Source organism: Thalassospira sp. (assembly GCF_040218635.1).
In the GTDB taxonomy this organism is placed as follows: Bacteria; Pseudomonadota; Alphaproteobacteria; order Rhodospirillales; family Thalassospiraceae; genus Thalassospira.
Genome location: NZ_JAVJRB010000005.1, coordinates 421,181 through 445,188, shown reverse-complemented (window position 1 = coordinate 445,188; position 24,008 = coordinate 421,181). Strand labels below are relative to the sequence as shown.

21 protein-coding genes are annotated in these 24,008 nt (G+C 53.7%); 9 read left to right on the top strand and 12 right to left on the bottom strand.

The window, feature by feature from the left end; genetic code table 11:
* Window positions 1-220: 220 nt before the first annotated feature.
* Window positions 221-1,072, top strand: coding sequence for a substrate-binding periplasmic protein (locus tag RIC05_RS05615; RefSeq protein WP_350044998.1), 852 nt, complete (start codon window positions 221-223; stop codon window positions 1,070-1,072).
* A 78-nt stretch (window positions 1,073-1,150) separates the two neighbouring features.
* Here RIC05_RS05615 and dapB read toward each other — a convergent pair whose 3' ends face one another.
* The 4 genes from dapB to RIC05_RS05595 all read right to left on the bottom strand — a co-directional run bounded on the left by dapB (window position 1,151) and on the right by RIC05_RS05595 (window position 6,047).
* The gene (dapB, locus tag RIC05_RS05610) at window positions 1,151-1,951 is read right to left on the bottom strand and encodes a 4-hydroxy-tetrahydrodipicolinate reductase (protein ID WP_350044999.1); all 801 of its coding nucleotides are present in this window, start codon (window positions 1,949-1,951) and stop codon (window positions 1,151-1,153) included.
* Between the two features lie 132 nt (window positions 1,952-2,083).
* Window positions 2,084-3,226 carry a molecular chaperone DnaJ gene (dnaJ, locus tag RIC05_RS05605; protein WP_350045000.1) on the bottom strand — a complete coding sequence of 381 codons (1,143 nt, stop codon included), beginning with the start codon at window positions 3,224-3,226 and terminating at the stop codon, window positions 2,084-2,086.
* Window positions 3,227-3,332: 106 nt separating this feature from the next.
* The gene (dnaK, locus tag RIC05_RS05600) at window positions 3,333-5,249 is read right to left on the bottom strand and encodes a molecular chaperone DnaK (protein WP_350041153.1); all 1,917 of its coding nucleotides are present in this window, start codon (window positions 5,247-5,249) and stop codon (window positions 3,333-3,335) included.
* A gap of 336 nt (window positions 5,250-5,585) precedes the next feature.
* Window positions 5,586-6,047: a DUF2244 domain-containing protein gene (locus RIC05_RS05595; protein ID WP_350045001.1), complete on the bottom strand. Its 462-nt coding sequence runs from the start codon at window positions 6,045-6,047 to the stop codon at window positions 5,586-5,588.
* 246 nt (window positions 6,048-6,293) lie between these two features.
* Between RIC05_RS05595 and nth the strand changes: the two genes are divergently transcribed.
* On the top strand, window positions 6,294-6,935 hold the full coding sequence (gene nth / locus RIC05_RS05590; protein WP_350041201.1) for an endonuclease III: 642 nt from the start codon (window positions 6,294-6,296) through the stop codon (window positions 6,933-6,935).
* A gap of 41 nt (window positions 6,936-6,976) precedes the next feature.
* Here nth and RIC05_RS05585 read toward each other — a convergent pair whose 3' ends face one another.
* Window positions 6,977-8,425 (bottom strand): penicillin-binding protein activator, encoded by a 1,449-nt coding sequence (locus RIC05_RS05585; RefSeq protein WP_350045002.1) that lies wholly within the window; start codon window positions 8,423-8,425, stop codon window positions 6,977-6,979.
* Here RIC05_RS05585 and rsmI point away from each other — a divergent pair.
* From rsmI to RIC05_RS05550, 7 genes are all read left to right on the top strand, one after another.
* A complete protein-coding gene (gene rsmI / locus RIC05_RS05580) occupies window positions 8,341-9,387 on the top strand; it encodes a 16S rRNA (cytidine(1402)-2'-O)-methyltransferase (protein ID WP_350045003.1) in 1,047 nt (348 codons plus the stop codon). The genes RIC05_RS05585 and rsmI overlap by 85 nt on opposite strands.
* 2 nt (window positions 9,388-9,389) lie before the next feature.
* Complete coding sequence (locus RIC05_RS05575; RefSeq protein ID WP_350045004.1) at window positions 9,390-9,773, top strand: YraN family protein; 384 nt, start codon at window positions 9,390-9,392, stop codon at window positions 9,771-9,773.
* A 190-nt stretch (window positions 9,774-9,963) separates the two neighbouring features.
* Window positions 9,964-10,626, top strand: a complete 663-nt coding sequence (locus RIC05_RS05570) for a BON domain-containing protein (RefSeq protein ID WP_350045005.1) — start codon at window positions 9,964-9,966, stop codon at window positions 10,624-10,626.
* Window positions 10,627-10,734: 108 nt separating this feature from the next.
* Complete coding sequence (locus tag RIC05_RS05565) at window positions 10,735-11,688, top strand: SirB1 family protein (protein WP_350045006.1); 954 nt, start codon at window positions 10,735-10,737, stop codon at window positions 11,686-11,688.
* Window positions 11,689-12,353: 665 nt separating this feature from the next.
* A complete protein-coding gene (locus RIC05_RS05560) occupies window positions 12,354-13,343 on the top strand; it encodes an adenosine kinase (RefSeq protein ID WP_350045007.1) in 990 nt (329 codons plus the stop codon).
* 451 nt (window positions 13,344-13,794) lie between these two features.
* Window positions 13,795-15,615 carry a translational GTPase TypA gene (typA, locus tag RIC05_RS05555; RefSeq protein WP_350041145.1) on the top strand — a complete coding sequence of 607 codons (1,821 nt, stop codon included), beginning with the start codon at window positions 13,795-13,797 and terminating at the stop codon, window positions 15,613-15,615.
* A gap of 163 nt (window positions 15,616-15,778) precedes the next feature.
* Window positions 15,779-17,350, top strand: coding sequence for an AmpG family muropeptide MFS transporter (locus RIC05_RS05550; protein ID WP_350045008.1), 1,572 nt, complete (start codon window positions 15,779-15,781; stop codon window positions 17,348-17,350).
* A 171-nt stretch (window positions 17,351-17,521) separates the two neighbouring features.
* Here RIC05_RS05550 and ptsN read toward each other — a convergent pair whose 3' ends face one another.
* The 7 genes from ptsN to RIC05_RS05515 all read right to left on the bottom strand — a co-directional run bounded on the left by ptsN (window position 17,522) and on the right by RIC05_RS05515 (window position 23,871).
* Window positions 17,522-17,986, bottom strand: coding sequence for a PTS IIA-like nitrogen regulatory protein PtsN (gene ptsN / locus RIC05_RS05545; protein WP_350041143.1), 465 nt, complete (start codon window positions 17,984-17,986; stop codon window positions 17,522-17,524).
* 38 nt (window positions 17,987-18,024) lie between these two features.
* A complete protein-coding gene (gene hpf, locus RIC05_RS05540; RefSeq protein WP_350041142.1) occupies window positions 18,025-18,621 on the bottom strand; it encodes a ribosome hibernation-promoting factor, HPF/YfiA family in 597 nt (198 codons plus the stop codon).
* A gap of 162 nt (window positions 18,622-18,783) precedes the next feature.
* A complete protein-coding gene (rpoN, locus tag RIC05_RS05535; protein ID WP_350045009.1) occupies window positions 18,784-20,367 on the bottom strand; it encodes an RNA polymerase factor sigma-54 in 1,584 nt (527 codons plus the stop codon).
* Between the two features lie 65 nt (window positions 20,368-20,432).
* Window positions 20,433-21,260, bottom strand: coding sequence for an LPS export ABC transporter ATP-binding protein (gene lptB / locus RIC05_RS05530; protein ID WP_350041140.1), 828 nt, complete (start codon window positions 21,258-21,260; stop codon window positions 20,433-20,435).
* A 15-nt stretch (window positions 21,261-21,275) separates the two neighbouring features.
* Window positions 21,276-22,154 carry an LptA/OstA family protein gene (locus RIC05_RS05525; protein WP_350045010.1) on the bottom strand — a complete coding sequence of 293 codons (879 nt, stop codon included), beginning with the start codon at window positions 22,152-22,154 and terminating at the stop codon, window positions 21,276-21,278.
* Window positions 22,151-22,858, bottom strand: a complete 708-nt coding sequence (lptC, locus tag RIC05_RS05520; RefSeq protein ID WP_350045011.1) for an LPS export ABC transporter periplasmic protein LptC — start codon at window positions 22,856-22,858, stop codon at window positions 22,151-22,153. Before lptC ends, RIC05_RS05525 begins: the two co-directional genes overlap by 4 nt.
* Before the next feature lie 2 nt (window positions 22,859-22,860).
* A complete protein-coding gene (locus RIC05_RS05515) occupies window positions 22,861-23,871 on the bottom strand; it encodes a KpsF/GutQ family sugar-phosphate isomerase (protein WP_350045012.1) in 1,011 nt (336 codons plus the stop codon).
* Window positions 23,872-24,008 lie beyond the last annotated feature (137 nt).

Sequence of the window (24,008 nt, the reverse complement as noted above, 5' to 3'; positions counted from 1 at the left end):
CCCGGCATCTGTCAAAATGCCGGGGTTTTTGTTTTGTCGCTTGGTTCTGCGCCATAGTTTGGCACCCTTACATTAAATAATTCTCATTAAATATCTGGGATTGCTGAGAAAGCTGATCAACTCCCCCATGAATACAATATAAATCTAATGAGGTAGCCTTTCGAACCTTGACCGGAATCACCACCTATGGATAGGTTTCCGGGGAAAGCGGGAGGAAACAATGCACGTTCCGGCGCAACGCCGATCAATCACCCACAAGACTGTATGGGCTGGTATGGTCATGTGTGTTGTGCTGATGATGGCCACCCCGGCGGCCCGTGCCAATGACCTTTCGAGCCCTGCAAAACCGGTTATTAATCTTGTCACGCTGGACTGGCCGCCCTATACCGGTGCAAGTTTGCCGGATGGCGGGCTTTTGTCCCATGTCGTGACCAAAGCCCTTGATCAGGTCGATATCGACCACACAATCGAAGTCTATCCCTGGAAACGCGCACTTTTAGACACCCTGCGTGAAAACGGGTTTGAAGCCATTTTCCCACTTTATGACAACCCTGAACGGCGACGTCAGTTCCTGTTTTCCGAACCAATCGGCACCAGTCCGCTCGGCTTTGTTCATATGCCTTCGACTAACTTTTCTTGGGAAACCCTCACCGACCTCAATGGATATTCCGTCGGCTATGTCACGGGCTATGGCTATGAGTCGCATTTGCGCGCCATGCTCGAAAGCACAAGCATGAATTCCTTTGGCATGCGCGACGATGAAACCCTTCTGCGCCAACTTATTACCGGCCATGTGGAAGTGGCCGTGATCGATCACAATGTTGCCCGCTACCTTCTTCATAATAACCCCGGTTTGCGCGACGCGGAAAACCGCATCATCTACAACCCGCATCTGGTGATCGAACAGACAATCCATGTCGGATTCCCGCCCTCGTCACAGGGCTTGCGGCACCGTAACGCCTTTAACAAAGGGCTTGGGCAGCTAAGCTGCATTCCCCCCGAATGCCTCCCCGATGCGGTTGCCAACATATTGCCTTCTGATACCCCACCCGAAATCCTCGACAGCCAATAAAAACACCGACCCGATATCCCGGGCCGGTGTGGATCTTGTTCCGTTGTAAGTCCGCGACTGACAGGCGCGATGTCGGGCCTAAATCCCCAATACTTCCCGCATGGAATAAAGACCGGGTGTTTTGCCCTCGGCCCATTTCGCCGCCCGTACAGCGCCCTTGGCAAAGACTTCGCGTGACGATGCCTTATGGGTGATTTCAATGCGTTCGCCCTCGCAGGCAAAGACAACCGTGTGATCCCCGACAACATCACCACCGCGTAGGGTCGCAAAGCCGATTGCGCCGTCTTCACGCGCACCTGTATGGCCATCGCGTGATCGTACTGCCACATCATCAAGCGCAACTCCACGCCCCTTGGCAGCGGCTTCACCAAGGCCAAGGGCGGTGCCAGACGGGGCATCGACCTTGTGCTTATGGTGCATTTCAACGATTTCGATATCCGCCACATCTTTATCAAGGATGCTTGCGACCTTTTCGACCAGCGCAAAGGCCAAGTTCACACCGACACTCATATTCGGGGCGAAAATGATCGGTGCCTTTTGCGCGGCAATCGCCAATTCGTCTTTCTGATCGTTTGAAAGTCCGGTGGTACCAATCACAAGGATTGTACCGGTTTCAGCCGCCAGTTTCGCATGTTTCATGGTCGCGGCCGGTGCCGTGAAATCAATCACGGCATCAACAGTTTCAAACAGCGTGCGGGCATCGTCCCCGACCAGAACACCGCTTTCTTCCAGACCGGCAATCAGGGTAACGTCCTTGCCAATGAACGGGCTGCCGGGAAGGTCCGTACCACCACCAACATCACATCCCTTGGTCCTGGCAGTTTCATTAACCAACATCCGACCCATACGGCCAGCACATCCAACAATCCCGATTTTCATGTCCGGTATCCTCTGGGCAAGTAATTTCAAACCTGTGTTTGCTTTAACACAAGGCCCCGACAGCGCAAAACAAAACCCCCGACAGACCTGCCGGGGGTTAAGGTTTTAAGCCTTTAAAGCATCATCTAATGCCTATTCCGTCAGGTCTTTCCAGATTTCTTTCATCTTGGAAAAGAAGCCTTCGCTTTCCGGGCTTGATCCTTCTGCGCGCGAAATCTCGTCGAACTCTTCGAGCAGTTCTTTCTGACGGTCTGTCAGATTGACCGGCGTTTCAACGCTGATTTCAACGAACATGTCACCACGTGCCTGTGATCGCAGGATCGTCATCCCTTTGGCCCGCAGGCGGAGCTGCTGACCCGACTGGGTCCCCGAAGGAATGTTGATCCGGGTCCGCGTGCCTTCGATTGTCGGAACCTCGATCGTGCCGCCAAGGGCTGCTTTGCCCATCGGGATCGGGATCCGGCAATAAAGATTGGCACTTTCACGCTGGAAGAAACGGTGATGGGCAATATCAAGGAAGATATACAAATCCCCCGGAGGTGCACCATTGGTGCCCGCTTCGCCTTCGCCAGACAGACGGATACGCGTGCCATCTTCAACACCGGCAGGAATGGTGACCTGAAGGGTCTTTTCCTTTTCCACACGACCAACACCGTGACAGTATTTGCACGGGTTTTTAATGATCTTGCCTTTGCCGTGACAGCTTGGGCAGGTACGTTCAATGGTAAAGAACCCCTGCTGGGCACGGACCTTGCCGTGACCATTACAGGTCGGGCAATTGACCGGCTGGGAACCTGCTTCAGCACCCGTACCATCACAACTGTCGCAGGAAACGGATCCCGGAATGGTGATTTCGGCTTTTTTGCCTTCAAACGCTTCTTCTAGCGAGATCGCCATATTGTAGCGCAGATCGGCACCGCGCGACGAACCGCCGCCGCCACGTCGGCCACCGCCGCCCATGGCACCAAAAATCTCGTCAAAGACATCGGAAAAACCGCCGCCACCGAAACCGCCGCCGCCAAAGCCGCCACCCCCACCGGGGCCGCCTTGTTCAAAGGCTGCATGGCCAAAACGATCATAGGCTGCGCGTTTATCCTCATCCTTGAGGATTTCATACGCTTCGTTGACCTGTTTGAATTTCACTTCGGCTTCTGCATCGCCCGGATTTTTATCCGGGTGAAACTTCATGGCCTGTTTGCGATAAGCGCTTTTTAACTCTGCTGCACTCGCACCTTTGGCGACACCTAACAGCGCGTAAAAATCTTCTTTCGCCATCTGTAACTCCGAAATACGGTCGGGCCGTTCCCACACTCATGCGCGTCTGGAACGGCCCGATTTTTTTCTTTACAGGGCGTCGTTCAAGACGACCTCTGCGGTCGTCTTACTTGTCTTTTTTGTTGTCATCGACTTCTTCGAAGTCGGCATCAACAACGCCGTCATCAGCCTGTGCTGCGGCATCTGCCTGCTGGGCATCGCCTTCGCCGGCTTCTGCCTGCTGGGCCTGATACATGGCTTCGCCAAGTTTCATCGCCGCCTGCTGCAGCTCGTTGACCTTTGCGGTGATCGCTTCGGCATCTTCACCCTCTTTGGCTTCTTTCAAAGCCGACAGAGCGTTTTCGATTTCCGATTTGGTCGCATCATCAACCTTGTCGCCATGCTCGGTCAGGTTTTTATCGGTCGAGTGAATAACCGCTTCGGCCTGATTACGGGCTTCGACAAGTGCTTTGCGCTGCTTATCAGACTCGGCATTGCTTTCCGCGTCTTTGACCATTTTTTCGATTTCGTCATCGCCAAGACCACCAGATGCCTGAATACGGATCTGCTGTTCCTTGTTGGTCGCCTTGTCTTTGGCCGACACGTTGACGATACCGTTGGCATCAATGTCAAAGGTCACTTCAATCTGCGGAACGCCACGCGGTGCCGGCGGGATACCAACCAGATCAAACTGGCCAAGCATCTTGTTATCCGCTGCCATTTCACGTTCGCCCTGGAAGACGCGGATGGTCACGGCCGTCTGATTGTCTTCAGCGGTCGAGAAAGTCTGCGACTTACGGGTCGGGATCGTGGTGTTACGGTCGATCAGGCGGGTAAAGACACCCCCAAGGGTTTCGATACCAAGCGACAGCGGGGTTACGTCAAGCAGAAGAACGTCTTTAACGTCACCCTGCAAAACACCGCCCTGAATGGCCGCACCAAGTGCAACAACTTCGTCCGGGTTCACACCTTTGTGCGGATCACGGCCAAAGAACTCTTTCACGCGTTCCTGAACTTTTGGCATACGGGTCATGCCGCCAACCAGGATCACGTCATCGATTTCACCTGCGGTAATGCCGGCATCTTTCAACGCTGCTTTACACGGGGTCATGGTGCGTTCGATCAGATCGCCAACAAGACCTTCAAGCTTCGCACGCGAGAGCTTGATGTTCAGGTGTTTCGGACCGGATGCGTCTGCGGTGATGAACGGCAGGTTGACATCGGTCTGCATCGACGAGGAAAGCTCGATCTTGGCTTTCTCGGCGGCTTCTTTCAGACGCTGCAAGGCCAGCCGGTCTTTGCGAAGATCAATCTGCTGTTCTTTTTTGAACTCGTCGGCAAGGTAATCGATGATGTTTTTATCGAAGTCTTCACCACCAAGGAAGGTATCGCCATTGGTCGACTTAACTTCAAATACACCGTCGCCAATTTCAAGAACCGACACGTCAAAAGTACCACCACCAAGGTCATAAACGACCACGGTGCCAGCTTCTTTCTTGTCCAGACCATAGGCCAGAGCAGCCGCAGTCGGTTCGTTGATGATACGTTTGACTTCAAGACCCGCAATCTTGCCGGCATCTTTGGTTGCCTGGCGCTGGGAGTCGTTGAAATATGCCGGAACGGTAATCACGGCTTCGGTTACCGGCTCACCCAGATGGGCTTCGGCGGTTTCTTTCATTTTCTGAAGAACCATGGCTGCGATCTGGCTCGGCGCCATTTTCTCGCCATTGACTTCAACCCATGCATCGCCGTTCTCGCCCGATACAATTTTGTACGGCACCAGATCTTTGTCTTTTTCGACTTCCGGGTCACCGTAGCGACGACCGATCAGACGTTTAATGGCAAACAGGGTGTTTTCCGGGTTGGTGACAGCCTGACGTTTCGCCGGCTGACCAACAAGACGCTCACCGTCATCGGTGAATGCGACCATTGATGGTGTCGTACGGGCACCTTCACTGTTTTCAATCACGCGGCCTTCTTTGCCATCCATGACTGCAACACAGGAGTTCGTGGTGCCAAGATCGATACCAATAATTTTGCCCATAGTAAGTTCCTCTTTTAGCGGCCGGTCCGTCCCGCAGCCTCCAAACTGAAGCGCCGCGCAGGACCTCCTGGGACCAATGGTTGTAATACACGTAAATTTTCTGGGGTCTCTTCGTTACCCCGCGCACCTATATATGAAAGTCCCCACAAAGTCGCAAGCGGTCAAAGTGGGGAATCATGGGTGTTTTTGGGTTTCAAACGGTGATTTTTATCCAATGACGGGCAATTTGACCGCTTCTGACATGCCAATCTGGCGAACCGCGCCTGTTTTCAACGCGTAAAATTCAGCTTTTCAAATCTGTCATATCCGGGTTGCGAATCCCTCAACCCGTCTGGGTCAAATCGGAAAATCCGCCGGATTGCAGCGGGTTTGACGTAAAACGCGCTCAAGCTTTGCCGCCAGATCGGTCTTTTCATCCGCGCCCAAAAACCCCGCGATTTCGAGACTTTTGCCATGTGTTTGCAAAAAAAGACTGCATTGGTCATCTTCGCCGCGCTGCAAAACAACGCGCAGCCAATAAGGCTGAAAATCAAATTGCTGCCGATCCCCACGAACCGAGATTTGCGTTACCCGAAGGTTTTCGGCGCGAAGTTCGATGCGTTCTTCCTGACGGGCGGATCGGAAACTGAAATAAAATGCCAGTGACAGCAACATAACATCAACACCCAGAAACCCGATCACCGGCCACGCCCCGACAGACCAGAATATCAAGCCGATTGTCGTGGTGATCCCGGCGACCAACAGCACAATGTTGCGTGCCGCCCGGCGCGACAAAGACCGGGGCGGAAACAAGTCCACCCGAAAAATCGGCTGTGCACTGCGCGGGACTGTTGGCAAAAAACGTCACCTTTTGCTGTGATGGTCTGATTTTGCGCCCGGCTTTGGGGTGACTGCAATCAAAATTCGATTTTCGGGCATCTGCGGTTTATATAATGTCATCTCAGGAGATCGGATCAGGGATGCGGCAGATTTGACACATGCCCGTCCTCAAATTGACCGCAAAAGCGGCACATTGAAAAGAGTTTGCTATCCATGGCCCGCCCGATGAACAAAGCCGCCATCGAAGAATTTTTTCAACGTCTCTCGGACGCTGATCCCGAACCCAAAGGCGAACTGGATTACACCAATCCCTATACGCTTTTGGTCGCGGTTGCCCTGTCGGCACAGGCCACGGATATAGGGGTTAATAAGGCGACCAAAAAGCTGTTTCAGATCGTTGAAACACCGCAAGACATGCTTGATCTCGGCGAAGAAGCCCTGATTGGCCATATCAAGACCATTGGCCTGTATCGCGGCAAGGCCAAGAACGTTATGGCGGCGGCCAAAATTCTTGTCGAAAAACATGGCGGCGTGGTGCCCAATGATCAGGACGCCCTTGAAGAACTTCCCGGTGTCGGTCGCAAGACCGCCAATGTGGTGCGCAATATTGCATGGGGCGAACATACGATGGCGGTTGATACGCATATCTTTCGCATGGGAAATCGCACCGGCATGGCCAATGGCACAACCGTTCTGGCCGTGGAAAAGGGACTTCTCAAAAAGGTGCCTTCACGCTTTATGACCCATGCGCATCACTGGCTGATCTTGCATGGGCGCTATATTTGCAAGGCCCGTAAACCACGTTGTGGCGACTGCATCGTCAATGATCTGTGCAATTTCAAAGACAAAACGCCCGCCGAAGCATGATCGGCAGGCGTTTTTAAATCATCAGACAATTCGTTTTATGGTCAGAAGACCAGATCAAACGTTGCCGGTGCGGGGGCAACGACCTTTGCCCCGTCCGGTCCAATTTGCATGATCGCATAGCCACGTTCCGACTGGCCATCAACCGTAAGCCGGAAAATGCCATCCACCCCGACAAAACCATTTGGATTGGTCAGTGCATCGCGTGACATCTGGTTTTCATCGCGCGCCATCAGGGCGGCCAAGGCCGTGCTGTCATAGGCCAAGCTTGAAATGCGTGGCGGTTGCTTGCCAAAAGTCCGTTCAAACCGGCTGGCGAACAGCTCCCAGTTTTCCGGATTCGGTGCGGCAAAAATCCCGCCTTTAAGGGCCGGTTCGCTAAACAGGCCCGGATCGTTCCAGCCAAAGGTACCAATGAACTGCACAACCGACGGATCAATATCGAAATACGCCAAAAGCGCAGATACCTGACGCAAATCGCCCCCCGTAGCGGGCAAGATCAGGGCATCAAAATCAAGCTCGCCAAAGGTATCGACACCTTCAAGGCGACGAAGGGCCCGTTTGGACCCGGCACTGCCGTTGGCTTCGAGTTGTGCCTTGTGCGCACGCAGATTGGCGCGACGGGCATCATAATTGGCAAAATCGCGAATGGTCTGCTGCAAGCTTTCTGATCCGGGCTGATAAAACGCCACCCGGCCAAGAGACCCGCCAACCCGCGAAACCACAGTATTTAATGCCGCTGCGATTTGACGACCATAATCATTTTGCGGCAACAAGGCAGCAAAGCGGAACCGGCCCTGACTGGTGGCATAGCCAACCGCGCGGGCAATCTGATCTTCGGGGATCAGGCCATTGACCCAAACACCGCTTTCGGCAACCCGACGGTTATTGGAAAAGGCCACAACAGGGACATTCGCCGATTTGGCAACTTCGCTTGCCCCGCTGACCGATTCGGCAAAGAGCGGACCAAGGATCATTTTTGCCCCGGCATCAACCGCCTGACGGGCAGCATCTTGCCCGCCCTGATAGGTGCCCGACGTATCAATCGGCATCAGGACGAAATCATCACCGGCAATATCAAACATCGCCAATTCAGCCGCCTGACGCATTGCCTTGCCCAAATCGGCATGCTGTCCTGATAATGGAAGCAACAAGGCAACCCGCTTTTCAAAAATGGCTGCATCGTCATTATAAAGGGTCGGGAGCTGCGCGCCTTCGCCTTCTGGCAAGGCAGCATCGCTTGGCCATGGGTTGGCATCCGGGATCAATCCCTGATCCGGGGCGCTTATCGGATCAACGGTGTTGGAGTTGGTTGTTTCAACCGGCGCCTCACGTTGCGTACCAAACAGGTCCGTGATACTCGTGGTCGCATTACATGCGGTCAGCCCGATAGAGAGGACAAACACAGATGCCGTCCGGCGTGCGACCCGGCCCAAAGCCGAAAACCCATCCAGATTCTGCAACGCCTGACGCGGCAGCGCCTCTTTTAGCATCCGTTTCTGCAACGGATGACGTTTCGGACAACCCAATCTCACCTCCCGATAAGTCATTTCGCTCGCAGGGTAATGCGGGCGAGGATGCAAGTAAACATGATCAAAGCCAATTACCACTTTCATCTGGTCTTTATCTTGTTGCTACTCCAATCGGAAATTTGGGCGACATTACGTTCAGAGCGCTCGAAATCCTGAAACGTGCCGATATTATTTTATGTGAAGACACCCGGACATCGGGAAAATTGCTCTCACGTTACGGGGTTAAGACCAAACGGGTCGCCTATCACGAACATAATGCCGTCAAGATGCGCCCGGAAATCATGGACCGCCTTGGCAAGGGTCAGGGACTCGCATTGATTTCAGATGCCGGAACACCCTTGATCAATGATCCGGGCTATAAACTGGTGCGCGATTGCAAGGCCGAAGGCTTTAACGTGACCGCCGCCCCGGGGGCCGCATCACCGATTGTTGCGCTTATTCTTTCAGGCCTACCCAGCGATCATTTCTTTTATGCCGGATTCTTGCCGCCCAAAACAATGGCCCGCAAAAAGGAACTGGCACGCTTTGCCCCGATCCCCGGCAGCCTGATCTTTCTTGAAAGTCCCAAGCGTCTTGCGGCCAGCTTGGTCGATATGGCCGAAATGCTGGGCGGAACACGCGAAGCCGCCGTTACCCGCGAACTGACCAAAATGTTTGAAGAGGTTCGCAACGGCACCCTTGATGAGCTCAGCACACATTACGCCGAAGCTGGTGCGCCCAAAGGCGAAGTTGTTGTCGTTGTCGGACCCGCGAATGAGGCCGACAATGAACCCAGCGCCGAAGATATCGATGCGCGGCTGTCGGATCTGATCAAGACCCATCGAACCAAGGATGCCGCCGATATCCTTGCCAAGGAAACCGGGCTTAAGAAGCGCGACCTTTATAACCGCGCACTTGAATTGGCCAAACCGGATCAGGAATAAACATGCCGCGATCCCGCCCGCCAAGTGATGACAGATCAAATCGCAAACGGGCGGAAAAGGCCGGACGCCGGGCAGAGACAATCTGTGCGATGTGGTTGCGTCTTAAAGGGTATCGCATTCTGGCAACCCGCTTTCAAAGTCCGGCGGGGGAAATCGATATCATTGCCAAGCGTGGTGCCGTGATTGCCGCGATTGAAGTAAAGAATCGTTCTGATCGCGCCACCGCCTTGCATTCCGTCCGCCCGAAACAACAAAACCGCATTGCCCGCGCACTTGAAATTTATGCCGGGCGCATCGGCCATCAGGGCGATTTGCGGCTTGATCTTATGATTGTCGGGAAATGGGGCCGGATCGAGCACCTTATCAATGCTTGGCAAAGTACCTAGCCCTCACCGGTTTTCCGTCCCCACGCCCGCTTCGTATCCTTTTGCAGAGCCTTACGGATGCATCTTGGCGGGAAGTTTTGCATAAAAATGCATTTTTGCTGATAAACTGCCTTGGATTTTAAAACTCCTTAACCCCCAGCCGCGATGATGAAGATACGAAACCGGGGGAATTGGGACGAGACATTCGCATATGTCGTCAAGATCAGACATCGAACGGCACCACAGCACCAAAAGCTGCCGTCAAAACAACCGCGCATATGGCATATGTCGCACTCTGGTACTGGCGGGGATTTGTATCCTGCCACTTTCGGGATGCACATCCTTTGTGATCGGTGCCGGTGCAACAGCAGGTGTTGCGGCGCTTCAGGAGCGCGGGTTTAATGGTGCGGTCAGTGATTCCGCCATAACCGCCGAAATCTGGCAGAAATTTCTCGCACAAGATGAGAAACTGTTTCTTGATATTGAAATTGAAGTCGTCGAAGGCGAGGTCTTGCTTGCCGGGCAGGTTGAATCTACTGCTGACGAGCTTGAAGCTGTAAGGCTGAGCTGGCAGGTCGATGGTGTGCGCAGTGTGCATAATGAAATGAGTGTCGGCTCTGGCCTGTCGCTGATGGATAATGCCGGTGATCTTGTCATCACCACCAAGATCAAGGCCGCTTTGATGTTTGATGGCGATATATTTGCGATCAATTTCAGCATCGAGACCGTAAACGGTACTGTGCATTTGATGGGCATCGCCCAGAATGAGCGGGAACGGGACCGCGTTATCGCACATGCCCGCGAGACCAGTTATGTCAAACGGGTGGTTAGTCATATCCGCCTGAAAGACGATGCAAACCGGCAAGGAGCCTGAACCATTAGTACCGTAAGCCACATCACCGCACCGACCGATCCGGATCGTCAATGGCTTGTCGACTATTGCAAGGGTCTCAAGCCTGACGCCAGTGCTGCCGAAGCCGCATTGCATTTTGCCTGGCTTAATCAATCCGATGGCAGTCAAAAACGCGACATCGCGCCTTACTTGGCCCATCTTGATGATCTGGCCGATCAGCTGCGCCGTGAACTTGCGGATGCAACACTCCAGCCAGATTTATCCAGCCTTTCAAATGCCGACAGTCTTCCTGTCGATGACAAAGAGGCCGAACCAACCATCGAACAGGTTGTCAAAGCCCTCCAGACTGTCATTGCCGAGCGGAACGGGTTTCAGGGCGATGCCGAAAACTACGATGATATTTCAAATGCCGATCTGCTACAGGTGATTAAACGCAAACGCGGCCTGCCCGTTGCGTTGGGACTGCTTTATATCCACGCCGCCCAGCGATGCGGGATTATGATCACGGGAATTGATTTTCCCGGCCATTTCCTGTTGCGGGTTCAGGCCAACGGCAAACGCCGCATGATTGATCCGTTCCACGGCGGCATTACACTTGGCCCGGCCGAATTACGCGAACTGTTAAAGTCGTTCAGCGGTCTGGATGCCGAACTTGAACCCCGGCATTATCGTCCCTCGACCGACATTGATATTTTGTTACGACTTCAAAACAACATCAAGGTTCGTGCCCTTCGCGCCGGGGAATTGACTTTGGCGACCCGTGTTATTGAACACAGTTTGCTGATTGCCCCGGAACATGACGGGCTGTGGCATCAGCTTGGTGCGCTCTATGCGAGGCTTGATCAGGACGACAAGGCCCTTGGGGCGTTTGAGCAGTTCGTTCAACGCTGTGAAGACCCCCTTCATCGCGCCCGGATCGAGGCCGTGATCGAAGAATTACGTGAACGGCTTGATCAGAACGCCACAAATCCGAAGGCCGTATCTGACGACGCCCAACCCGCCAAACAATCCAAAGAGCGACGCACGGATCGCGGTCCCGACGACAACGCACCGATCCCGCTTTATCCCGATTTGATGACTTGATTCGACAAGATCATCTGCCGATATTGCCCGACATTCACCCTAGAGGACCAAACCTTTGCGCAAGGTGGCGCAACAGCGCGCCCTCCCCTGGAATTAGCTATTTTCGCTATTTTAGAATAATCAATTGCACCTATATTGCCGCTAATAGACTTACATGATTATCTTTAATATAAAACAAACCAGTCTGTTTGGTTTCTAACAGATGTCGAAAATGGGTAATTTACCCCTTCAAAATCATCTATTAAGTCTTGTTTCGGGTTTTTTGACTGGATTCTGTCGCATCTTCTCGCCCAACCATCAGAGAAAGCTAAACAACGCTCAAACCCTTGATCTACGCGGGTTTGACGGCATCGCTGAATCGATAAGCCCTCGTCACCGACATCAAAATGCCGGAGAGGGTGAAAATGAAACCGGAGTCAGATCGAATTTTGCCCGGATGCGATCTAAAAAACATCTTTTGTAGTTTTTTTGCGATCTTAACGACAGGTTAAACAACCGGGCACGAAACGGTCGCGACACTTGCACCGTCATCTGCAATGCATATACTCCGCGCCAGTCAGTTTTTAACGCCCGATCATCTACACTTGTCTGATCGGCCCGTCAGAACGGCTTACCGGACTTTAATGGTACCGTTCGAACCGAACAAACCGCAGGAATGAATTTACATGAACGACACCACAGTCGACGTCGTTGGTATCGGCAACGCCATTGTTGATGTCCTTGCTCATTGCAAGGAAGAAGACCTTACGCGCCTGAACCTTGTTAAGAACGCGATGACCCTGATTGACGCAGAAGCAGCAGACAACCTCTATGCGGAAATGGGTCCGGGCATGGAAATGTCTGGTGGGTCTGCAGGCAACACCATGGCAGGCATCGCAGCCCTTGGCGGCAAGGGTGCCTATATTGGTAAAGTGCGTGACGATCAGCTTGGCCAGGTTTTCCGCCACGATATCCGCGCGACTGGCGTCGAATTTAATTCCGCCCCGGCAACCGCAGGCTCCCCGACCGCGCGCTGCCTGATCTTTGTCACCCCGGATGGTGACCGCACCATGAATACGTTCCTGGGTGCTTGCACCGAGCTTGGCCCGGATGATATTGACGAAGACCTGATCAAATCTGCCAAAGTCACCTATATGGAAGGCTATCTTTGGGATCGCCCGGAGGCCAAGAACGCCTTTGTGAAGGCGGCCAAGGTTGCCCACGAGGCCGGTCGCCAGGTTTCCATCAGCCTGTCGGATTCATTCTGTGTTGATCGCCATCGCGATTCCTTCCGCGATCTGGTCCATAATCATATCGACGTTCTGTTTGCCAACGAAGACGAGATCAAGTCGCTTTACGAGGTCGACACTTTCGAGGAAGCCCTTGCTGAAGTCCGCAAACATTGCAAGGTCGCTGCCCTGACCCGTGGGGAAAAAGGTGCCGTGATCGTTGATGAAAACGAAGTTTATGAAATCAGTGCCGAACCGGTTGCCAAAGTGGTCGATACCACCGGTGCTGGCGATCTGTTCGCATCAGGTTTCCTGTTTGGCTATACCAAGGGTCACGAACTTCCGGTCTGTGGTCAGCTTGGTGCAATCTGCGCATCCGAAGTTATTTCGCATATGGGTGCGCGCCCGGATGCGGACCTTAAAGAACTGACCGCGAAAATCATCTGATTGGCTTTGTAAGGCCTATTAAGTGACGCCATACAGTCACTTCGCAATATTTCACGGGACGGCAACAATTGTGTGCCGTCCCGTTTTTGATTGCCAAAAGCCCGGATTTCGAGGCATTGCAGCGCAACACAAGCATTGACTTTATACAGAGTTTGGCGCAAACAGCCCGCATTGCAGAAAAATCAACCCCGCATGGCGTGTACGAGGCTGGTCATTCGCCTCCACATTGGCTATGACAGGGCAGCTTCGAGCTGGCCTGCAATTATCTTATGGGCCAGTAAACATTCAGCATGTGCCGCGCTCTGCAAAAAATTGCGCGGGTTTGACGTCATTGATCGAACGATACCGGTCAAACGGCTGCTGAATATCTACTGGCCTTGAAACTTTTACTGACCGATGCGCAAGGGACATATTCCGGCGCGCGGCATTTTTTATTCTGGAGTCCGCGCCAATGAATTTGCGCAATATCGCCATCATCGCTCACGTTGACCATGGCAAAACCACCCTCGTCGACGCGATGTTCCGTCAGTCCGGTGTCTATCGTGACAACCAGCGCGTTGATGAACGCGCCATGGACAGCAACGATCTGGAACGCGAACGCGGCATTACCATTATGGCAAAGCCGACCGCAATTCAGTGGGGCGACACCCGCATCAACATCGTTGATACCCCGGGCCACGCCGATTTCGGCGGTGAAGTTGAACGTATTCTGTCCATGGTTGACGGTGTTGTTCTGCTGGTTGACTCGGCCGAAGGTCCGATGCCACAGACCAAATTCGTTCTGGGTAAAGCCCTGAAACTGGGTCTGAAGCCAATCGTCATCATCAACAAAATCGACCGCCCGGATGAGCGCGCTGAAGAAGTTCTTGATGAAATCTTCGATTTGTTCGTCTCGCTCGAAGCATCTGATGAACAGCTCGACTTCCCGACCCTTTATGCATCGGGTCGTGATGGCTGGGCCGCAGAAGCTCCGGAAGGTCCGAAAGAAAACCTGACCCCGCTGATGGATCTGGTTCTGAACTATGTTCCGGCACCAAAAGCTGACCTTGACGCACCGTTCGCAATGATTGCGACCATGCTGCATGCCGATAACTTCCTTGGTCGTATCCTGACCGGTCGTGTCGCGCAGGGCCGTGCGAAACTCAACATGCCGGTTAAGGTTCTTCGCGGCGATGGTACGGTTGAAACCGGCCGTCTGTCGAAACTGATGGGCTTCCGCGGTCTTGACCGTGTCCCACAGGAAGAAGCAGAAGCAGGCGATATCATCGCGATTGCCGGTCTGACCAACGCAACCGTTGCGGACACCATTTGCTCGACCGAAATCACTACCGCGATTTCAAGCCAGCCGATCGATCCGCCGACCTTGGCGATGACCTTCTCGGTGAACAATTCGCCGCTGGCCGGTCAGGAAGGTGACAAAGTTACCTCCCGTATGATCCGTGCACGTCTTGAACGCGAAGCCGAAGGCAACATCGCGATCAAGATCGGTGAAACCGCTGATAAAGACGCGTTTGAAGTTGCCGGTCGTGGCGAACTTCAGCTTGGCGTTCTGATCGAAACCATGCGCCGCGAAGGCTATGAGCTTTCAATCTCGCGTCCGCGCGTTCTGATCAAAGAAATCGACGGCGTGATGTCTGAGCCGTTCGAAGAAGTTCAGGTCGACGTTGACGAAGAATTTGCCGGTTCCGTTGTCGAGAAAATGAGCCTGCGCAAAGCCGAAATGACCGACATGCGGTCTTCTGGTGGCGGCAAGACCCGTATCATCTTCCACGCACCGTCGCGTGGCCTGATCGGTTATCACGGCGAGTTCCTGACCGATACCCGTGGTACCGGCGTCATGAACCGCGTGTTCCATTCTTATGGTCCGGTTAAAGGTGCGATTGCGGGTCGTCGTAACGGCGTTCTGATTTCCAACGATCAGGGCGACGCAGTTGCCTATGCGCTTTGGGGTCTTGAAGATCGTGGTTCGATGTTCATCGAATCGGGTACGCGCGTTTATGAAGGCATGATCATTGGCGAACACAATCGTAACAATGATCTTGAGGTCAACATCCTCAAGGGTAAGAAACTGACCAACGTTCGTGCATCGGGCAAGGATGACGCCATCACCCTGACCCCGCCGCGCCGTATGTCGCTTGAAGAGGCCCTTGCCTATATTCAGAACGACGAACTGGTCGAAGTTACCCCGACAAGCATTCGTATTCGTAAGCTGCACCTTGATCCAAACGTGCGCAAACGCGAAAGCCGCAAGTCGGAATCTGCAACCGCTTAATCGGTTCGGAACAAAGCATTACAAAAGGCCGGTCCATCAGGATCGGCCTTTTTTGTGTCTTCCCCGCGCAATCATTTCCCCTGTCGTTTTGATTGAATGATTTCGGCTTTCCTTAACCTGTTTCCACTAGCTTCTCATCAGTGCTTTAAACGGGGGAAAATCGATGCACAGCGCAGAAAAGAAAAGCTGGGGCGAGGCCTTTGGCGCCTTCATTCACCCACGCGTGATTACGATGCTGTTTCTGGGATTGTCGGCAGGCATTCCCATCCTTTTGATTTTCTCCACCCTGTCGATCTGGCTGCGCGAAGCCGGGGTTGATCGCTCCACCGTGACCTATTTCAGTTGGGCGGCCCTTGGCTATTCCTTCAAATTTGTCTGGGCGCCGCTGATTGATCGCCTGCCTTTCCCGGTATTGCATGGCATTCTGGGGCGTCGGCGCAGTTGGTTGATCATTGCCCAGGCAGCCATCATTGCCGCCATCCTGTGGATGGGTCTGACAGACCCGGCCGAAAACCTGACCATGATGGCCTTTGCCGCGGTTGCCCTTGGTTTTGCGTCTGCGACCCAGGACATCGTCATTGATGCCTATCGTATCGAGGCGGCGGATGCCGATCTGCAGGCGATGATGAGTTCGGCCTATATTGGCGGTTATCGTATCGGCATGATTGTCGCGGGTGCCGGTGCGCTGACCATTGCCGGCCTGTTTGAAGCCGAAGGAACGTACGAACCGTTTGCCTGGACCATGGCTTATGGCTGCATGGCGCTTGCCATGTGCATTGGTGTCATCACAACCCTTTTGGTCAGCGAACCAAATGCGCCGCGCGCCGAGAGCAAATATTTCCACGAAACATCTGACTATGTTCGTTTCCTTGCGATGTTCGCGGTGACCGTCGTCGCCTTCATCCTTGCCAATCTGTATGCTGGGGAGATCACCGATCCGCTCAAAACAGCACTGAGCGACGGCGGCATGATCAAGGAGCTTTCAGGCTTTATTGCCGGCACCCTGAAACTGGCGATTTCGATTGCGGTGGCCATTCTGGTGGCCTGGCTGACCACCCGTATTGGATTGACGCCGACGGGTATGGTGCAAGAAACCTATATTTCGCCGGTAAAGGACTTCATTGATCGATATGGCAAGGCCGCGATCGTTATTCTGGTCCTGATTGGCGTTTATCGCATTGCCGATATCGTCATGGGCGTGATGGCCAATGTGTTTTACACAGATATCGGATTTTCCAAGGAAGAAATCGCCGCCGTTTCAAAGACCTTTGGCCTGTTCATGACCATTGCCGGCAGCTTCCTGGGCGGGCTTCTTTCGGTGCGCTATGGCGTGGTGAAGATCCTGTTTCTTGGCGCACTTTTGTCGGCGGTGACCAATATCCTGTTTGCCTTTATGGCACAGATGGGGCCGGACACCGTGATGTTTGCCGTGGTGATCATGGCCGATAATTTATCAGGCGGGTTGGCGACAGCCGCCTTCATTGCCTATTTGTCGGGCCTGACCAACATTTCCTTCACCGCCATGCAGTACGCGATCTTTAGTTCGATCATGACCCTGTTCCCCAAAATTCTGGCCGGGTTCTCAGGCACGGTGGTCGATGCGGTTGGCTATAGCTGGTTCTTTATCGGTACCGCGATTATCGGCATTCCGGTTCTGTACCTTGTTGTGCTGGCCGGGCGCCTGACCGACGTACAAACCCCGTCAGAGCCGGCAGAGACGCAATCGGGCAGTTGATCAAACCGTTTCCTTTCCCGCTTCCATGGCCGATTTTACGGCCCTGAACGGGGAAAACAGACGAATAACCACGCCCAAATAGAAAAACCGGACGCCAAATGGGGCGTCCGGTTTTTAATTCTGTGTTTCTGCTTATGCGATACGGGGACTACCCGCCGGTTACTGACCCTTTCAGGCGGCTTGTTCAGCCTCGTCCTGTGTCAGTAGCGCATAGATCGCATCGGCTGAGCCAGCACCACGCAGCTTATCGCACATGCCCTGATTGCGCAGCAGACGGGAAATCCGTGCGAGCGCCTTCAGATGATCGGCACCGGCTTCTTCTGGTGCAATCAACATGCAAAACAGATCGACCGGGTGTTCATCAACTGCATCGAACTCGATCGGGTTCTGTGCACGGGCAAAGACCATGTACAGACGATCAAGATCATTCAGCTTGCCATGTGGAATCGCGACACCACCGCCTACGCCAGTGCTGCCAAGTTTCTCACGATCAAGCAGGACAGAAAAAATCTCGCTTGCATCGCGTCCGGTAACTTCGGCCGCTTTTTCGGAAAGCTCCTCAAGCACAGCCTTTTTCGCACCGGACCGCAGTGCCGGAATGACCCCGGACGGGGTAAGTATAGATGATATGTCCATTTTTCGCGTTGTTTTGTTTGGCTCAGAATCCGTGTTCGTCAAGCAACACCGGCATCTGTATCGTTTGGATCAAGCCAACCGATATTTCCGTCAGTGCGACGATACACAACATTCAATCCGCCATGTTTGCCATTCCGGAACATAAGTGCCGGAATGTCCCCCAAGTCGAGCCGCATGACCGCTTCTCCAACAGAGAGCGTATCAATACGATCCGGTGTCTCGGCAACAATCACTGGTTCATAGCCATTTACGTGAGTGTCATCCGAATGATCGTCATCTTCTTGCGCGATTACATAGTGAATCGCATCCAGGCGCGCCTGCTCATGGTGGTCACGGCTTGCGTGATGATCACGCAGGCGCCTTTTATAGCGCCGCAACTGCTTGGCCACTCTGTCGCAGGCCGAATCAAAGGCGGGATATATTTCATCCACCGATGCTTTGGCCTGTACCATCATGCCCTTGCCAACATGGACCGAAATTTGCGTTTGATAGAGATGTGCCTGTTTGGTGATTGTCACCGTGGCCTCGATCGCATGATCGAAATACTTCTCTACCGCAGAGTCCAAGGTGTCGACGACGTGCTGCCGAAGAGCATCACCGACGTCAAGTTGCTTACCAATAACCGTAATTTGCATGGATCGCCTATCCCCAGTTGAGTGACTTCCAAGTACATATGGATGTTTGGTGCCCCTCAATCAGGAGGCCGCACCATATTCCCTCGTCATTGCCAAGTCAAGATATGGGTGTATTTCCTTATATTACAGTACCTTGTAGTGTATTTTTTCGAAAAATTTATGCTAAGAAGCACGTGATTTTTTTTCGCGCCGACGTTGGACCGACGAAGGAATGCGCATCGCTTCGCGGTATTTTGCCACTGTTCGGCGGGCAATGTCGATCCCTTCCTTACCAAGAAGTTCGACGAGTTTGTCATCTGACAAAATCTTTTTCGGTTCTTCTTTATCGATCAATGACTTGATCCGATGACGCACAGATTCAGAAGAATAGGAATCCCCGCCATCCGACGACGAGATCGCGGTGGTAAAGAAGTATTTCAGTTCAAACATGCCGCGCGGCGTCGACATGAACTTGCCATTGGTGACACGCGAAACCGTGCTTTCATGCATGCCGATGGCCTCGGCAATGTCACGCAGGATCAAGGGCCGCAGATGCGATACACCGTGACTAAAGAACCCGTCTTGCTGGCGGACAATTTCACTGGCCACCTTCATGATGGTGGTCGCCCGCTGATGCAGTGCCTTGACCAGCCAATTGGCGGTTTGCAGTCTTTCGCTCATGAAACCGCGTTCTTCGCGGTCCCGTAAACCCGCCCCGATCTGGGCAACATACTCTTCATTGACCAGAACACGCGGAAGCGCGTCGGTGTTAAGCTCCAGATGCCAATTGCCATTGCCGGCTGCGCGCATCAAGACATCCGGGATAACCGGTGTGGCAATTTCACCATCGGCGGTTTTGCCCGGGCGGGGATCAAGGTTTTTAATCTCGGCGATCATGTCATGCAGATCGTCGGCATCAACACCGCACACCCGGCGTAACCGATCGAATTCACGCTTTGCCAGCAATTCAAGATTGGCCAGAAGGGCCGCCATCGCCGGATCAAAGCGGTTCAGATCACGCAATTGCAGTTCAAGACATTCGGCCAGATCCCGGGCGAAAATGCCAACCGGATCAAAGCCCTGCATCACACCCAGAACACGCTTAACGTCTTCTATGCTGCATTCAAGGGCGCCTGAAACTTCGCTAAGTTCGCCGCTGACATAGCCGTTGTCATCAAGCATATCGATCAGATAGCTGCCAATCATGCGCGAGGATGCATCGGCAAAGGCAATGTTCATCTGATCGTCAAGCAACTGGCGCAAGGTTGCTTCATCGGCAAGGGTTTGTTCAAGGCCGGGCAGATCATCGCTGCTGCCAGCCCCCGAACCACCGGCACCGCCGCCAGCCCCGCCGCTATAGGGTGATGAATAATCATGGTTGCCCGCAACCGGTTCACCATTGCGCGAAATTTCACCTTCACCGCCATACAGCGCATCACTGGCCACATCAAGCGGACCATCGTCATTGCCCATGGTTTCACTGGCGGTCAGGCGATCTGTACCAAACTGGTCATCGCGATCCGTGAAATTGTCCGTTGATCGGCTATCTATCCCGTCATCGCCATTGCCGACCGCCCCATCACCACTTTCGGCAAAGGTCTGGCCGGGATCAGCCCGCTCAAGCAACGGATTTTCCAGAAGCTCGCTATCAATGAAATTGGAAAGCTCAATATTATTGAATTGCAGCAGTTTAATCGCCTGCTGCAGCTGCGGCGTCATGACGAGTGACTGGGACTGACGTAAATCCAGCCGCGCCTTCAGGGCCATTTATGCACTACCCCGTGTCAATCCGAACTCCCCCCCGAGACTGGTATCTTTGTCCGGTGTTTTTATCAAAGGCTGAAACGATCACCCAGATAAACCCTTCTGACATCGTCATTTCTGACGATCTCATCAGGACCACCTTCCATCAAAACCCGACCATCATGCAAAATATATGCCCGGTCGATAATGTCTAGAGTCTCGCGCACATTGTGGTCAGTAATCAAGACCCCAATGCCACGATCTTTCAAATGACGGACAAGATCACGGATATCCCCCACGGCAATCGGGTCAATCCCGGCCAGTGGTTCATCAAGAAGAACAAAGTTCGGATGGGCCGCAAGGGCACGCGCAATCTCGCAACGGCGGCGTTCCCCGCCCGACAGGGCAAGGGCCGGTGTGCGTCTTAGATGCTCGATCGCAAATTCGGCCAGAAGGTCTTCAAGATTTTGTTCACGTTTGATGCGGTCATCTTCGACCACTTCAAGAACAGCCATGATGTTTTGTTCGACTGTCATGCCGCGGAAAATTGACGCTTCCTGCGGCAAATAGCCGATTCCCATGCGTGCGCGCTGATACATCGGCATCGCGGTGATATCGCGCCCATCAAGGGAAATGCTGCCGCGATCTGATGCGATTAGGCCGGTAATGATATAGAAACTGGTGGTTTTACCCGCACCGTTCGGGCCCAAAAGACCAACCGCCTCGCCGCGCTGAACCGATATGGAAACGTCTTTAAGCACCGGGCGCTTCTTGAAGCTTTTGCCAAGATTATGCGCCACTAGGCCCTTATTGGCACTGATCAGACGCGGGCCACCTGCTGAGGATGTTTGAGCTGCGCCAGCAACAACAGGCGCCTTTGAACCGTCGGATTTTCCGCTTTTGCGCGACCAGAACAAATTACCGACCTTTCCTCAGTTACCGGTCCCGGCATCACCCGGGTTATTATTTTCATCTTTTTCAGGAACCAGAAGGCCACGAACGCGGGCTTTGCCCCCGCCATTACCATCTGCAGTCAGGCGACTGACCCCTGTATTGAGGTCAACCACGGCACGATCCCCGTTCAACTGGTTCTCGCCACGCGTGATCTTAACCGATCCCGTCAAGGTCACGATACCTGTTTTAGCATCATAAACCCCCTGATCGCCTACAACAAAGTCGGTAGAGGTACGAATGTTCACATTCCCCTGCCCGTCAATGCGGCTTAATTCGTTTGCCCCGCCTTCTGCGGCATCGAACCGTGCGGTCAACGTATCACCGCGCAAGGTGCGGTCTTCCGAAACGGCGACCGCATCCCCACGGGCAACGGCAATCCGTTTGGTTTCCCAATATTCCAGACTATCCCGCGCGGTCAGGGTTTCATTTGGTGTCGTGTATTTCAAATTCTCACCGGTCAGGACAACCACGGATTCGTCAATGTCATAGACCGCCTTGTCACCGGTTGCGACATCGGTATCGGACGACAGTTTGACATTGCCGGTTGCGATAATGCGGTAAATCTCGCTATTGCCGTCGCGGTCGCGATAAAGTGCTTGAAGTTCATCGGCATCAACGCGCGATGTGCCGCGTTTGGCCACCGCATTCCCGCGCGCAATCAGGGTTTGGTCATTGCGACGCCATTCGATGCCGTTATCGGATTCAACTTCCAATCCGCCCGCACCATTCTGTGCCAGGCCCAACGGATCTGCCTGCGCATTCTTTGGCAGGCCATAAAGCCCGACAACAGCACTGCCCAAAAGCAGTGCCATCAGAATTTTGCCAGCTTTTTGGCTTAGAAGCGGCATCGCGATCATGACTTCCCTTTCAATGCGCTATCGAAAATCACCAGATGGGATTTCCCGAGAAAGCGGATAACCGCCCCCTTATCTTCAAGCTCGAACCCTGAATCCGATTTGATCGTGCCAAACGGTCCCTGTCCATCGACAGGTACGTCACCACTGGCACTGCCGGAATTCATCGCGACTTCGGCTTCTTCGGTATGAATTTCAAAGCCGTTATCGTGATACATGTTCACCGTACCAACAAGATCCAGCATACCATCGGTTTCGGTATAGAACCCTTCATTCGCCGTCAGCGCGATCCAGGACCCGTCTTCAAGCGTGATATCAGCTTGTGGCGCTTCAAGATAAACATGATCGGTGCGCGCCGCTGTTTCGGGGGTTTCAACTGCTTCACGCGCGGTCACGGTAAAGGGTTGCCGATTGCCATCCACGCCAAAGAAGCGCGGGTTGGTCATGGCGACATTTTCCATCAAATCTTCGGGTGAGGATGAAAACCCAAGACGAAAACCGCTATCTTGAACCTGTTCGATCTGCGGCCATAAAACCACCAGCGCCATCAAGGTCAGGGCAATCAGCGGCAAGACGAATTTCAGCATCGTCACAATCACCCGTCGGAACGGATTAATGCGCACGTCCCGCCGGCCAGAAGGCAACCGGTCCCGCGAAAGGCCCTGGGCCCTTCGGGAATCGACCTTTGGATTGCCCTCGAGACTCATCCTTATGCCACTCCTGAACGCAACAGATCATGGATATGAACAAGCCCGGCAGGCACACCGCCCTCATCGAGAACGAACAATGCGGTGATGCTGCGATCATTCATGATCGCAAGGGCTTCGACCGCCAATGCCCCTTCGTGGGTGACTTTCGGCCCCGCGGTCATGACATCAGAAACCTTCATCGCCACCAGATTATCGGCCATGTGACGGCGCAAATCGCCATCGGTCACAATCCCGACCAACTCGCCCCGATCCCCCAGAACCCCGACACAACCAAATGACCGACCGGTCATGGTGACAAGGGCCTCGGACATCAGCGCGTCCTTGGCGATCAAGGGCAGGCTATCGGCCGGATGCATGACATCACGAACATGCAGCAACCGCTGGCCCAGCTTGCCGCCGGGATGGAAGGTTTTGAAATCTTCGGCCGAAAACCCGCGACGCTCCATCAATGTCACCGCCAGCGCATCGGCCAAGGCCAGCATCGCGGTGGTTGAGGTCGTCGGGGCCTGTTTGTTCGGGCAGGCTTCCGGGCTGGCAGGTAGCACCAGCGGGCAGTCGCTTTGCTTGGCAAGCGAGCTTCCCGGTTTACGCGTCATGCCGATCAGCGGCACGTTAAAACGCCGGGTAAAGGCGATAATATCGGAAAGTTCCGGGGTTTCACCGGAATTGGACAGCGCCAGAACCGCATCATCCTTGCCAATCATGCCCAGATCGCCGTGGCTTGCTTCGGCCGGATGGACAAAGAAAGACGGCGTTCCGGTCGAGGCAAAGGTCGCTGCGATCTTTTTGGCGATATGACCGCTTTTGCCCATGCCTGTGACCACCAACCGGCCCTTAAGGCCTTCGATCAGATTGATCGCATCGCAAAACTCGCCATTGAGCGAATCTGCAAGTTCACGAAGGGCGTTTGCCTCGATATCAAGAACCCGACGCGCAATCGCAAGATCGGCATCAGAGGCCGGAATGGGGGAGGTACTCGATAAGGCTTTGGAATCTGGGGTCACTGTCATCTGTTTCTTGTTTACGTTTCCCGCCCGGGAAATAAGGCGTACTGATCAGAATGCCCGGTCAATTTGCCAAAACTATGAACCTGCCGGGTGCGGGGGTCAATTCGATTGATCCGACCCCGCGCGTACCCAATACATGC